This is a genomic window from Euzebya rosea (assembly GCF_003073135.1).
In the GTDB taxonomy this organism is placed as follows: Bacteria; Actinomycetota; Nitriliruptoria; order Euzebyales; family Euzebyaceae; genus Euzebya; species Euzebya rosea.
In genome coordinates this window covers 346,342-358,584 of the sequence record NZ_PGDQ01000001.1, presented here as the reverse complement: position 1 = coordinate 358,584, position 12,243 = coordinate 346,342, and the positions used below count along the sequence as shown (strand labels likewise).

Here is a 12,243-nt window from a genome sequence, read left to right as displayed (position 1 = left end):
GCCACAATCGTGGCCGGACGCCAATGTGGCCAGATCGGTCGACGGCGACGATCGTCGGATCCGGTGCACCCGTGCACCCCTCGCCACAATCGTGGCCGGATGCCAATCGTCGGACGGTGGGCTGGCCGCAGCGGTCAGGTCGTCGACACGAGCCCGTCGGAGACCGTCCACGTTCGGCTCGTGGTGACGGCGTCGAGGAGGCGACGGTCGTGTGAGACCAGCAGGAGGGTGCCGTCGTAGCTGGCGAGGGCGTCCTCGAGCTGCTCGATGGCGGGCATGTCCAGGTGGTTGGTCGGCTCGTCGAGCACCAGCAGGTTGGTGCCGGTGGCCATCAACATCGCGAGGACCGCGCGGGTGCGTTCGCCGGGTGAGAGGTCCGCGGCCGCCCGGTTGGCACGCGGCCCCTTGAGGCCGAACTTGGCGAGGAGGGTGCGGGCCTCCACGGGTTCCATGCCGCTGTGGGCGACCAGCAGGTCGACGACGGTGTCGTCGCTGGCGAGCGCGCCGCGGGCCTGGTCGAGCTCGCCGACGACGACCCGGCTGCCGAGCGTCGCGGTGCCGCTGTCGGGCTGGAGGTGGCCGAGCAGCAGGCCGAGGAGGGTGGACTTGCCCGACCCGTTGGGGCCGACGATGGACACCCGGTCGCCCTGCGCCAGGTCGAGGGTGACCGGGCCGAAGGTGAAGCTGCCGCGGACGAGGGTGGCGTCGCGCAGCTGGGCGACGACGTCACCGGACCGGGGGGCGCTGGGCAGCTCGAGGCGCAGCTCCCATTCCTTGCGTGGTTCCGCGACGCCCTCGTTGGCCAGGGTGCGGTCGAGCTGGTTGAGCCGGCTCTCGAGGGCACGGACCTTCTTGGCCCCGCTGGTGGCGGCCTCGATCCGGGCGCCCCGCGCAGCCCGGTCGGGGTCCGGTGGATTCTTCTTCGCGCGGAGTGCCCCACGCACCGACTGCTCCTTGGCCCCCTGGACCTGGGCCACCAGGTGGCTGCGCTGTTCCTCCGACGCCTCGTAGGCCTCGCGCATGCGCCGTCGGGCGACCTCGCGTTCGGTCAGGTAGGCCTCCCAGCCACCGGCGAAGGTCGACCACGTCGCGTTGACGGGGTCGAGCTCCAGCACCTCGGTGATGGTGCGGGCGAGGAACTCGCGGTCGTGGGAGACCACCGCGATGCCGCCCCGGTAGCCGGCGACGAACGCCTCGAGCCGGTCGAGCCCGTCGAGGTCGAGGTCGTTGGTCGGTTCGTCGAGCAGCAGGACGTCGAAGCGGGAGAGGAGGATCGCGGCGAGCGACGCCTTGGCCATCTGCCCGCCGGACAGTCCCACCGTGGGGGCCTCGAGCAGCCGCAGCGGCAGCCCGAGGTCGGTGAGCACCTGCTCGACGCGTGACTCGAAGTCCGCCGCGCCGACCGCCATCCAGGTCTGCAGCGCGTCGTCGTAGGCGTCGCCGTCGGGGTCGGTGCCGTCGGCGAGCGCCTGGGTGGCCAGCTCGAGGTTCCGCTCGGCGTCCGACACGCCGGTCCTGCGGGCCAGCAGCTGGGCGGTGGTCTCGTCGGGACGGCGGTCGTGCTCCTGGGCGAGCAGGCCGACCGTGCCGGTGCGCGTGACGGCGCCCTCGTCGGGCACGAGCAGGCCGACGAGGACACGCAGGAGGGTGGACTTGCCGGCGCCGTTCGGCCCGACCAGGCCGACGGTCGCGCCGGGGCGGACGGTGAGGTCGACCCCGTGCAGGACGTCCTGACCGCCGAAGGCCACGCGGATCCCCTCCGCGACGAGCTGTGACATGGGCGACAGCGTACGGTCGGATGTCCCCGGGCGCCGGCCGCCCCGATGGGGACGGCCGGCGTCGCGCACCGGGTCAGCGCTGGCCGTGGCGGCCGGGGTGTCGGCGGGCAAGGCGTGGTGGTGCCGGCCGCGTGGGCCCCTTGCCCCGCGGACCCTTCGGCCCGCTCGGCCCGTTGGACGGGCGGGCGGGGCGACGAGGCGGGACGGGGCGACGCGAACGGTTGTTGTTGAACGAGGCAGGCATGGAGATGTCCGTTTCTGCTTCCCGCGCGCGCAGCACCCTTCGGTCCTCGCGCGACGGTGATCCATGCCCTCGACAGGACCGGCATCACCGACGATTCGCGCGAGAACGCGACGAGCACCCATGACGACGCACGCGACACGGAAAGCCGTGGTGGTGGTCGGGAGGGGTGCTCTACAGGCGCATTGTGGAACAGAGGTTACTGCGACGTCGTCCCACCGGCAAGGGTGTCGAGAACGGCATCGCTGACCACGTTCGGGCCGCCGAGCACGGTCACGGTCGTCACGCCCAGCTGGTCCAACGCGTCCAGCGTCTCCTGCGGCGCGGTGTCGCGGGTCACGAGCAGCACCGGACCGCCCAACAGGCCGGCCAGCGGCGCCGCCGACAGCGCGTCGGCGAAGCCCTCGCCGTTGACGACCACGGCGCGACGGGTTCCCGAGGACCACAGGGTGGTCGCGACGTCGGCCGCGGTGTCGAACCGGCTGGTCCCGGCGATCCGTGTGGTCGGGGCGATGCCGTTCAGCTCCTGCTGCACCGCCGCGGACACCGATGACGGGCCGCCGAGGATGGTGATGCGCGACGGGGACAAGCGCTCCAGCTCCGCCCGCGTCGCAGCGGGCACCGAGTCGTTGGCGACCAGCAGCAGCGGGGCGCCGAGCATCCCCGCGCCGGCGCCGCCCGACAGCGCATCGGGATGGTCGATGCCCGAGGCCACCAGCACGTCGGTCGCCCCGTCGGGCCACGTCGCAGCGCTGACGGCCGCGGCGGTGGCCCACCGGTCGGCCCCCGAACGGCGCGAGGTCGGTGCGATTGCGGCCAGCTCCTGCTCGACAGCGGTGCCGATGGCCCCCTCGCCGCCCAGCAGGACAATCCGTTCGGGAGCCAGCTCGGCCAATGCGTCCGATGTGGCCGCGGGCACGGCGTCGGACTCGACCAGCAGCAGCGGTGCCCCGTCGAGGATCGCCGCGGGGCCACCGGCCAGCGCGTCGGCGAACCCGGTGCCGTTGGCCACGTACGCGACCGCGGCCTCGTCGACGGACCCGGCGGCTGCTGCGGCGGTGGTGAACCGGTCGCTTCCCTGGACCCGCTCGACGGCCCGTGCCCCACCGGGCACCCCGGCGGCGAAGGTGATCGGCACCCACCGGTCCAACGACGTGTCGTTGGGGGCGTTGTGGTCCCGACGGGTGAAGATCCCGCACTGCACGGCAGTGCAGTCGACGTCGCCGAAGGCCTGGGCGACCGGGAAGCCGAAGGAGCCCTGTGATGGCTGCAGCGAGCCGTCGGGCGTGCCCGGCAGCCCCGGTGGCAGCGTCGCCCACGATCCGGTGCCGTCGCAGACGGTGGGCCGCTCCTCCCCCACGGGGGCGATGCACTGGCGCACGTACAGCCCCTGCCCCGACGGGGTCCCTGCGAGCGTGACGGTGACGGTGTCGGTCTCGGCCAGGCCGACGGTCGGCTCGACGGTCAGCGAGAACTCGTCCTGCGCGGCGACGGGCACGACCAGTGCACCGACGGCGAGCACGACACAGAGGAGGGCAAGCAGGCGGACGGGGCGCGGGGTTCGGCGTGACATGGCTGGGTGACCTCGGGGTCGGGGAACGGTCGGCGACGGTTCGGTGGGACGGGGGGTGGGGCTCAGCGCGCGGGCAGCACGATGGGCGCGCCGGTCCGGGGGTGGGCGACGACCTCCATCGGGGCGCCGTAGGCACGGCCCAGCAGCTCGGCGGTCATGACCTCCTGCGGGAGGCCGGCGGCGAGCACCCCACCGCCGGCGAGCAGCACGATCCGGTCCGACCACGCAGCGGCGGCGGTCAGGTCGTGCAGGACCACGACGACGGCGTCCCCCGCACGGGCGCGGGCGGCGAGCACCGCCAGGATCCGGTCGGCATGGTGGGGGTCCAGCGCCGCGACGGGCTCGTCGAGCAGCAGCAGCGGCGTGTCCTGGGCCAGGGTACGGGCGAGCATGACGCGGGCGCGTTCCCCTCCCGACAGCTGCGTCACCGGACGGTCCACCATCTCGGCGACGCCGGCCGCCTCCAGCGCCCAGTCCACCATCGCGTCGTCGGCGCCCGCGGCGTCGGTGCCGTGCCACGGGGCCCGTCCCATCATGACGACGTCGCGCACGGAGAACGGGAAGGCCACGGTCGCGTCCTGGGTCAGCACCGCCCGTCGCCGGGCCGCGTCGACGGCCCGCAGGGACGACAGCGGCGCGCCGTCCAGCTCGACGGTGCCCGACGCGAGCGACAGGTCACCGGACACGGCGTGGAGGAGCGTGGACTTGCCGGCGCCGTTGGCCCCGACGACGGCGACCAGCTCGCCAGCGGCCACCTCGACGGTGAGGTCGTGAAGGATGGTCCGATCCCGACGGGCCACACCCACCTGTCGAAGGGCAAGGAGGGCCGTTCCGGCTGCACGACGAGGCGTGCGGTGCGGTGTGGGGCGGTCGTCCACCGGACGGTCGGCGAAGACGGCGGTCATGCCCATCCTCCCTGCTGCCGACGGGTGCGGCGCAGCAGGACCAGGAACACCGGGGCACCCAGCAACGCCGTCAGCACACCCAGCGGGATCTCCGCCGGCGCTGCGATCGTCCGCGCCAGCATGTCGCCGGCGGTCAGGACGACGGCGCCGCCGAGGGCGCTGGCGGGCAGGACCGTGCGGTGCGCAGGGCCCGCCAGCAGCCGGACGAGGTGCGGCACGACCAGCCCGACGAACGCGATGATCCCGGAGACGGCCACCCCCGCGGCGGTCAGCACGGCAACGACGGTGATCAGCTGCAGCCGCAGGCGGCCGACGTCGACGCCGAGGTGGCCGGCAGGTCCCTCCCCGAGGCCCAGCAGGTCCAGCGGCCGGGCGAAGCGGCCGGCCACGACCAGGCCGCCCAGCACCAGCGGTCCGGCGATCAGCAGGCTGCGCCAGGACGCCGAGGCCACGCTGCCGAGGGACCAGAAGGTGATGGACCGGATCTCCGCGTCGTCGGAGATGAACATCGCCAGGCCGATGAGGGCACCGGCGATCGCGTTGACGGCGATACCCGTCAGGACGAGGGTCACCGTCTCGGTCCGGCCGCCGGACCGCGCGCCCGCGTAGACCACCAACGTGGTCACCAGCCCGCCGGCGAACGCCGCGGCGGGCAGGACCCACGGGCCGGCCGCGGTGGCCCCCAGCGCGATGGCGAAGACCCCACCGACGGCCGATCCGGCCGACACGCCGATGATGCTCGGCTCGGCCAGCGGGTTGCCGAACATGCCCTGCAGCAGCGCACCGGCGGTGCCGAGCCCCGCGCCGACGACGAGGCCGAGCAGCACCCGCGGCAGCCGGATCTGCAGGACGACGTCGCGCGCGATCGGGTCGACGTCGGCGGCGGCGCCGGTGAACGGGTCGGCGAGGATCCGCACGACGTCGCCGACCCCGACCTCGAAGGCCCCGGCGGCGATGGCGGCGACGGCGACGGCCACGCAGAGCAGCCCGAGCACGGTCAGCAGCATGGGTCCCGACAGCTGTCGCCGGGGGCGGGGCAGACGGCGTGCCGTGGCCTCGACGGCGGTGGGGGTCGCGGCGGTCACGGGGTGGCCCACTCCCTCAGCTGTTCGGCGAGGTGCTCGACCACCGCGGGGGTGCGGGCGCCGAAGGACAGCAGCAGCCCGTCGTCGACGACGACGATGTCGCCGTTGGCACCGGCCGGTGTCTGGGCGATGCCGGGGACCTCGGCCAGCCCGTCGAGTCCGCCAACGCTCTCGAGGCCGAGGGTCATGACGAGCAGCACGTCGGGCGCGGCGGAGACCAGCGCCTCGCTGGTCAGCGGGGTGAAGGGCGCCAGGCCGAGCGCCGAGCCGGCGTCGATGCCGCCCGCGGCCTCGATCAGGGCGTCGGCGCCGGAGCCGTCACCGCCCAGGAGGTACACGCCTGCCGTGCCGCGGAGGTAGAGGAACGCCACGGTGGGTGCGGGATCCAGCGGCTGCGCGGCGGCCGCGTCGACCCGCTGACGGGTCGTGTCGATCAGCTCGGCCCCCGCGTCGGCCACGCCGAGGGCGTCGGCGACCGCCTCGATGCGGGGGTAGATGTCGTCCAGGGTCCACGCCTCGGGCACGAGGACGACGGGCACGCCGGCGCCACGGATGGCGTCCAGCGCCTCGGGGGGCCCGGTGAGGGTGTCGCCGATGACGACGGTGGGGTGCAGCGACAGGACGCTCTCGGCGGAGACCGAGTGGGCGTCGGTGACGACAGGCAGGTCGGCGACCTCGGGGAACGTCGCCTGCTCGTCCCGGCCGACCATCGACTCGCCGAGGCCGAGGGAGTACACGACCTCCGCCACCCCGCCGGACAGCGGCAGGATCCGGGACGCGTCGGCGACCTCCACGGTGGCCCCGTCAGCCGAGGTGACGGTGACGGGGAGCGTCGGCGTCGGTTCGGGCAGGACGGGGAGGGGCTCGTCGACCATCGCCACGGGCAGGCGGTCGGATGCACGCTCGGCTGGCTCCGACCCGTCGCGGTCGACGTCGCCGGCCGCGACGGCGGCCGGCTGGACCTCGCCGCCGACGGGCGCCGGCTCGGTGGCCCCCGGGGCGCAGGCGGTGAGCAGGCCGATGGCCACGAGGGCGGCGGCGAGCAGGCGGGTCACGGCTCCCGCCGCTTCTGGCGGATGGCCGCGACACCCGTGGAGGAGGTCAGCAGCGCGGCAAGCAGGATCAGCGGCCCGCGGTCGACCGGCGCCTCGCCGTCGGACGCCACGAGCGCGGTGGTCGACGACGCGGGCGATCCGGGCGAGCCGGCATCGGTGGCGTCGGCCGTGGGCGCGACGGGGGTCGGCGACGTGCCGGATGCGTCGACCGGTGCCACCCCACCCGCCTCGATCGCGACCAGCGCCTCGGGGGTGGCGCCGTCCAGCGGGGCGGTGCTGCCGCTCGGGATCGGCGGGGCGACGGTCTGGGTCGCCCTCGGCTCGCTCGACGGTGACGCGGGCCGTGCCGTCGACGCAGGCGCGGTGGACCGGGGCTGTTGCGTCGGCTCAACCTGCGCCTGCTGCGTGGGCTGCGGTTGCTCGGGCTGCGGCTGCGCGGGCCGAGGTTGCTGGGGTTGTGGCTGCTCGGGCTGCGGCGTCGACGCAGGCGGCTGTGGCTGTTGTGTCGGCTGGGGCTGCTCTGGCTGCGTCGTCGGTTCGGCCCGGAAGGAGACCGGGTGGAACACGTCCTGGGACCGGTCGTTGGTGCGGGTGTGGTCGTTGCGCGTGGTCACCGCGCACGCGGTCACCAGGCAGTCGACCTCGTCGTTGATCCACCGGGTGACGACGAGGTCGACCTCGAACGTGCCACCGAGGCCGTAGGGCCGTGCCAGCCCGACCCCGTAGGGCGGTGGGTTGGACGACACCCACACCGAGGACTCCGACGTGCCCTCCTGGTCGGCGCCACCGCCGCAGGGGGAGGGCACCTGTCCGGGGGGCGGCACGACGCACCACGCGACGTAGATGCCCTTGGTCGTGTCGTACCCGTCCCCGCGAACGGTCACGGTGTGGCCGGCGGGGTCCAGGTCGGTGTCGGGTGTGACCTGGATGCTCGGCGCGGCGGCGGCAGGCACGGGGGCGAGCAGGATCGTCGTGCCCGCCAGCAGCATCACCAGCAGCAGGGCCGGCAGGTTGGCGACGGCGGCGCCGGCCCACCCCCGAGGGTGCGGCGACACCCCGGTTCGGGTGGGGGTCACAGGTATCGCGCTCCGAGGTCGTCGAAGATGCAGGTGTTGAACTCGTAGGCGAGGGTGGACTCGTCGATCAGCCGGCGACGTTCGTCCTCGCTCCAGGGCGCGTGGTCGAGCTTGGCCCGGTAGGTCTGCTTGAACACCGGCCCCTTGATGTCGCCGAAGCGGTACATCGACAGCTCGTCCTCGCCGAACCCATAGTGCTGGGTCAGCATGCGGGCGATGATCTGTCCACCGGACAGGTCACCCATGTACCGGATGTAGTGGTGGGCGACGAACGCGCTCGGCCAGTCCCGCGGCGCGGTCCAGATGCGCTCGACGTAGGCAGCGGTCGCGTCGGTGGCCGGCGGCATCACCTGGCGCCAGCGGTGGTCGACCAGGGCCTCCATGTCGGACTCGATCGCCGCCACGCGGTGCAGCCGGGCGTCCAGGAAGTCCCCGACGACCGGATCGTCGGCGACCAGCTCCGCGCTCTCCTCGAGCGCGATGTAGATGCGGTACAGCTGGCCGAGGAAGTCGACGTAGGCCTCGCCACCGAGCCGGCCGCTCATCAGCGCGCCCACGAACGGGGCACGTTCGGCGGCGCGGTGGGCGTCCTGGGTCTGCTGGCGGAGGACCTCCGAGAACGGATCGGCGACGGACTGCGACGGTGACTGCGGTGTGGACATCAGGCGGGGTTCCCAGGGTGAGGGGGACGTGACCCGAACTAAGGTAAGGGACACCTAACCCAACGGGAAACCGTGGTTCGTCCGGTCGGACAGCAGGAACTCGGCCTCGTGGCGTCGACGCGTCGCGGGCTGCTCGGTCCGCCGGAGTGGGTTCAGCCGTCGGTCCGCAGCGCCTGGAGCGCCGTCCACGCCGCCGGCGGGGTGGTGTGCAGGTCGTAGAGCCCCGCCCCGATCACGCCGGTGTCCTGCGCGGCCTGCACGAACGTCGCCACCTCGGGCAGGCGGTCGGCGATGCCGCCGGCGAGGTGCACCGGCAGGTCGGGATCACCGACCAGCTGGCGCAGCCGGACGACGTTGTCGTGGTTCCACTGGTGGGTGATCACGGTGTCGGTGCCGCGGTAGCTGGAGTAGCTCATGGGCACGAACACGTCGTAGTGCTCGGCCAGGGCCGCGTAGGGGAACCCGGGCCACCAGGTGGTGTTGACCTCCAGCTGCATGGGCGGCAGGACGACCGCGGCCATCGGGTAGTCCGGCCCCACCCAGTCGCGCAGCTCCGCGGACAGCTCGAGGACCCGCTCGGTGCGCAGGGCCACGTCGGCCAGGTCGTCGACCTCGATGTCCAGCCCGAACGCGTCGGGCCGGTCACCACGCGGCGTCACGAACGCCATGGCGGCCTTGGCCCGGGCGAGGTCCAGCTCGGGATCCTCGAACGCCGGGATGGTCCACACCATCACCCGGATGCCGGCGTCGTGGGCCAGCTCGATGACCTCGGCCAGCCGGTCGTGGTCGTGCAGCGCCCCGTTGGTGGACTCCCGCGAGACCTGCAGGTAGATCGCCTGCACGCCGTTGGCGGCGGCCAGGTCGACCTGCTGGGCGGGGGTCAGGTCGGTGTCGTAGGTGTCGATCCAGGTCGACAGCCCCTCGAAGGCCGCCAGCCCCTCCCCCGGTGCAGGGGGTGCCGCCTGTGGCTTGGGGCCGTGCAGGCGGAGGTGCTCGCCGTCGAGCCGATCGATGGTCAACGTGTGCTGACGGCCGGCATCGAGGATCTTGGTGCCGACGTCGGCCCCCAGCATCCACCGCGGCGTGTCGCCCTCCGGTCCGGACAGGGCGGAACCGGCAAGGGCAAGGCTTGCGAGGGCGAGGAACACCACGGCCACGCCGAGCATCCACGTCCTGTTCGGCATGCCCCCACAGTAGGGACGTCGGACCGCGTTGGCTGCTACAGCCCCAGGGATGCCCCGAACACCGGCACGCTGGTCAGCAGCGCGAACGCCGCCGCCATGACGATCGGCATCCGCGGCCCCTTGCCGGCCGACAGGGCCATCACCGACAGCAGGCCGAAGCCCGCGACCATGCCCGCCGTACGCAGCCCGACGAGGAAGTCCAGCGGGTCGGTGAGGAGCGCGAAGATCTCCAGCGGACCGAGCGCGAGCGTGATGAGCGGCGCGTAGACCTGCCACTGCTCCCCCATCCCGGTGGCCGGGACGAGTCGTGTGGCCAGGAACCACGCCGCGGCGAAGCCCAGCGGCGCCATGACGAAGCCGATCGTCGACACCCGGGGAAGCAGCAGCAACGACGCGACGACGGACGCGCCGATCGTCGCCGCGGCGGCACGGGTGACCAGCACCTCCATCCGCTCGCTGATCGATCGGAACGCGTACTCCGCACGACGCCAGAGGAACACCGCCAGCACCGCGATCGACAGCCAGCGAAGCACCCGCCCGACCAGGATGATCGGGTTCTGGAAGGTGCCGGTGAGGCCGTCGACCAGCCCGCCCCCGGCGATCAGGTCGCCCAGGAGCACCCCGACGACGACCGGCGCGACCAGCGCGAGCCCCAGCGGCGCGGCGTCACCCGAGCCGCGCAGCAGGCTGGACCAGCTCTCGTCGCGGTAACGCATCAGGTACAGCGGCATGGCGGCGATCAGCAGCACGGGAACCCCGACCGCGAGGAGCCACTGGCCGACCGTGCCGTTGAACAACCCGCCGGTGCTGCGCAGGAGTGCGCTGAGCAGGGTGGGGCCGATCACGTACACGGCCGCGGCCAGGAAGAAGTCGCTGCGGGCATCGTCGGTGGACATGTACATCGCGCCGCAGCGTAGTGCGCGTGGCGTGCCATGCTGTGATCCATGTCGGACCTGCGCGCCTCGATCGTCGTCATCGGCGACGAGATCCTGGGTGGTTTCGTGCACGACACCAACAGCCACTGGCTGGCCGGGCAGCTGCAGGTGCAGGGCATCCCGCTGGACCGGGTGCAGACCGTGCCCGACACCATGGCCGCCATCGACGAGGGCCTGCGGATGGAGCTCGGCCGCAGCCGACCCCGGCTGATCATGACGTCCGGTGGCATCGGCTCGACCCCCGACGACCTGACGATGGAGGCGGTGGCCGCGACGCTCGGTCGTGACCTGGTGGTCAACGAGGAGATCGACCGTCGGATCACGCTGGCGCTGGAGTGGACGGCCGGCACCGGTGCCACGGTGACACCGGACCACGAACGGGCGATGCGTCGCATGGCCCGGGTGCCGGAGGGGACCTACCTGCTGCAGGGGGCGCGTGGGGTCGCGCCGGGCGTGGCCGTCGACGTCGATGGCGGGCTGGCGGACGCCGGCGTCACCATCGTCATCCTCCCCGGCATCCCCGGCGAGCTGAAGCGGATCTACACCGACGGGATCGTGCCCGAGCTGCTGACCGGCGTCGGGACGCCACAGCACGTGGTCGAGATGACCCACGGGTATCCGGAGTCCTCGCTGAACCCGGTGTTCGACCGTCTGGTCGCCGACTTCCCCGATGTGCACCTGGGTTCCTACCCGGGCAAGGAGTGCACCATCAGGCTGAAGGGCGAACGCAGGAGGGTCGAGGCGGCCGAGTCGGTCGTGCGTGCCTACCTGCAGGAGCTCGACGGCGACCCCGGCGCGACCGAGCTGAAGACGGCCTGGGCCAGCCGCTGGACCGACTGAGGGCGACAGCTAGCTTGGGTGCCCATGCGCGCCTCGACACCCCACGCGATGTTCCTGCACGCCCACCCCGACGACGAGTCCTCCAAGGGGGCCGGGACGATGGCCCGCTACGCCAAGGAGGGGTACCGCGTGTCGGTGGTGACGTTCACCGACGGCGGGCAGGGCGAGATCCTCAACCCGGCGATGGCCGACGAGCCCAACGTGCTGGACAACCTCGTCGAGGTCCGGAAGGGTGAGCTGGCGGAGGCGCTGCGCCTGCTGGGCGTGACCGACCACTTCGACATCGGGTTCCCCGACTCCGGCTACGTCAAGGACTTCGACGGTGACGGGTCGGTGCTGACCGACGACTGCTTCTACAACGTCCCCATGGCCGATGTGCTGGAGCGGGTCGTGCCGATCATCCGCGAGACCCGTCCCCAGGTCCTGGTCACCTACGACGAGCGCGGCGGCTATCCCCACCCCGACCACATCCGCACCCACACCGCGACGATGGCGGCCTGGCGTGCAGCGGCCGACCCGACCTTCGTGCCCGAGTTCGGACCGGCGTGGCGGGCGTCGAAGGTCTACTACCAGATGACCTTCACCTACCGGCGGCTGACGATGCTGCAGGCCGAGTGCGAGGTCCGCGGCATCGAGTCGCCGTTCCGTGAGTGGATCGACGGCTGGGACACCTCCCGCGCCGAACGGATCACCACATCCATCGACGTCGGCGAGTACATCGGGCTTCGCGGCCAGGCGCTGCGGGCACACCGCACCCAGGTCGACCCGGCGGGAAACTGGTTCAAGGTGCCCGACGACCTGATCGCAGAGGTCTACCCGTGGGAGGACTTCCGGCTGGCCCACAGCGAGGTCGTCACCGACAAGCCCGAGGACGACCTGTTCGCCGGGTTGCCCGTCGCCCGCCCCTGA

The 12,243-nt window shown here is 72.9% G+C and carries 11 protein-coding genes; 2 read left to right on the top strand and 9 right to left on the bottom strand.

Features of this window, described 5'->3' with window-relative positions:
* Positions 1–134 precede the first annotated feature (134 nt).
* The 9 genes from CUC05_RS01525 to CUC05_RS01480 form a co-directional block, all read right to left on the bottom strand.
* Positions 135–1,778: an ABC-F family ATP-binding cassette domain-containing protein gene (locus CUC05_RS01525; RefSeq protein ID WP_108664299.1), complete on the bottom strand. Its 1,644-nt coding sequence runs from the start codon at positions 1,776–1,778 to the stop codon at positions 135–137.
* Between the two features lie 440 nt (positions 1,779–2,218).
* On the bottom strand, positions 2,219–3,592 hold the full coding sequence (locus CUC05_RS01520) for a cell wall-binding repeat-containing protein (protein ID WP_108664298.1): 1,374 nt from the start codon (positions 3,590–3,592) through the stop codon (positions 2,219–2,221).
* Between the two features lie 62 nt (positions 3,593–3,654).
* Entirely contained in the window at positions 3,655–4,497 is an 843-nt protein-coding gene (locus CUC05_RS01515; RefSeq protein WP_157965085.1) for a heme ABC transporter ATP-binding protein, read from the bottom strand.
* On the bottom strand, positions 4,494–5,582 hold the full coding sequence (locus tag CUC05_RS01510; protein WP_205712079.1) for a FecCD family ABC transporter permease: 1,089 nt from the start codon (positions 5,580–5,582) through the stop codon (positions 4,494–4,496). The genes CUC05_RS01515 and CUC05_RS01510 overlap by 4 nt, the downstream gene beginning before the upstream one ends.
* Complete coding sequence (locus CUC05_RS01505; protein ID WP_205712078.1) at positions 5,579–6,637, bottom strand: heme/hemin ABC transporter substrate-binding protein; 1,059 nt, start codon at positions 6,635–6,637, stop codon at positions 5,579–5,581. Before CUC05_RS01505 ends, CUC05_RS01510 begins: the two co-directional genes overlap by 4 nt.
* Positions 6,634–7,713 carry a hypothetical protein gene (locus CUC05_RS01495; RefSeq protein WP_108664295.1) on the bottom strand — a complete coding sequence of 360 codons (1,080 nt, stop codon included), beginning with the start codon at positions 7,711–7,713 and terminating at the stop codon, positions 6,634–6,636. The genes CUC05_RS01505 and CUC05_RS01495 overlap by 4 nt, the downstream gene beginning before the upstream one ends.
* Complete coding sequence (locus tag CUC05_RS01490; protein WP_108664294.1) at positions 7,710–8,375, bottom strand: biliverdin-producing heme oxygenase; 666 nt, start codon at positions 8,373–8,375, stop codon at positions 7,710–7,712. The genes CUC05_RS01495 and CUC05_RS01490 overlap by 4 nt, the downstream gene beginning before the upstream one ends.
* Positions 8,376–8,527: 152 nt before the next feature.
* The gene (locus CUC05_RS01485; RefSeq protein WP_108664293.1) at positions 8,528–9,559 is read right to left on the bottom strand and encodes a hypothetical protein; all 1,032 of its coding nucleotides are present in this window, start codon (positions 9,557–9,559) and stop codon (positions 8,528–8,530) included.
* Positions 9,560–9,594: 35 nt separating this feature from the next.
* Positions 9,595–10,461 carry a hypothetical protein gene (locus CUC05_RS01480; protein ID WP_157965084.1) on the bottom strand — a complete coding sequence of 289 codons (867 nt, stop codon included), beginning with the start codon at positions 10,459–10,461 and terminating at the stop codon, positions 9,595–9,597.
* A 42-nt stretch (positions 10,462–10,503) separates the two neighbouring features.
* Between CUC05_RS01480 and CUC05_RS01475 the strand changes: the two genes are divergently transcribed.
* The gene (locus tag CUC05_RS01475; RefSeq protein ID WP_108664291.1) at positions 10,504–11,334 is read left to right on the top strand and encodes a competence/damage-inducible protein A; all 831 of its coding nucleotides are present in this window, start codon (positions 10,504–10,506) and stop codon (positions 11,332–11,334) included.
* A 24-nt stretch (positions 11,335–11,358) separates the two neighbouring features.
* On the top strand, positions 11,359–12,243 hold the full coding sequence (mca, locus tag CUC05_RS01470) for a mycothiol conjugate amidase Mca (RefSeq protein ID WP_205712077.1): 885 nt from the start codon (positions 11,359–11,361) through the stop codon (positions 12,241–12,243).

Excerpts from the sequence above, each read along its gene's own strand:
- CUC05_RS01490 (WP_108664294.1), bottom strand. The coding sequence starts at position 8,375 with ATGTCCACACCGCAGTCACCGTCGCAGTCCGTCGCCGATCCGTTCTCG.
- mca (WP_205712077.1), top strand. The coding sequence starts at position 11,359 with ATGCGCGCCTCGACACCCCACGCGATGTTCCTGCACGCCCACCCCGAC.
- CUC05_RS01515 (WP_157965085.1), bottom strand. The coding sequence starts at position 4,497 with ATGACCGCCGTCTTCGCCGACCGTCCGGTGGACGACCGCCCCACACCG.
- CUC05_RS01475 (WP_108664291.1), top strand. The coding sequence starts at position 10,504 with ATGTCGGACCTGCGCGCCTCGATCGTCGTCATCGGCGACGAGATCCTG.
- CUC05_RS01520 (WP_108664298.1), bottom strand. The coding sequence starts at position 3,592 with ATGTCACGCCGAACCCCGCGCCCCGTCCGCCTGCTTGCCCTCCTCTGT.
- CUC05_RS01480 (WP_157965084.1), bottom strand. The coding sequence starts at position 10,461 with ATGTACATGTCCACCGACGATGCCCGCAGCGACTTCTTCCTGGCCGCG.
- CUC05_RS01485 (WP_108664293.1), bottom strand. The coding sequence starts at position 9,559 with ATGCCGAACAGGACGTGGATGCTCGGCGTGGCCGTGGTGTTCCTCGCC.
- CUC05_RS01525 (WP_108664299.1), bottom strand. The coding sequence starts at position 1,778 with ATGTCACAGCTCGTCGCGGAGGGGATCCGCGTGGCCTTCGGCGGTCAG.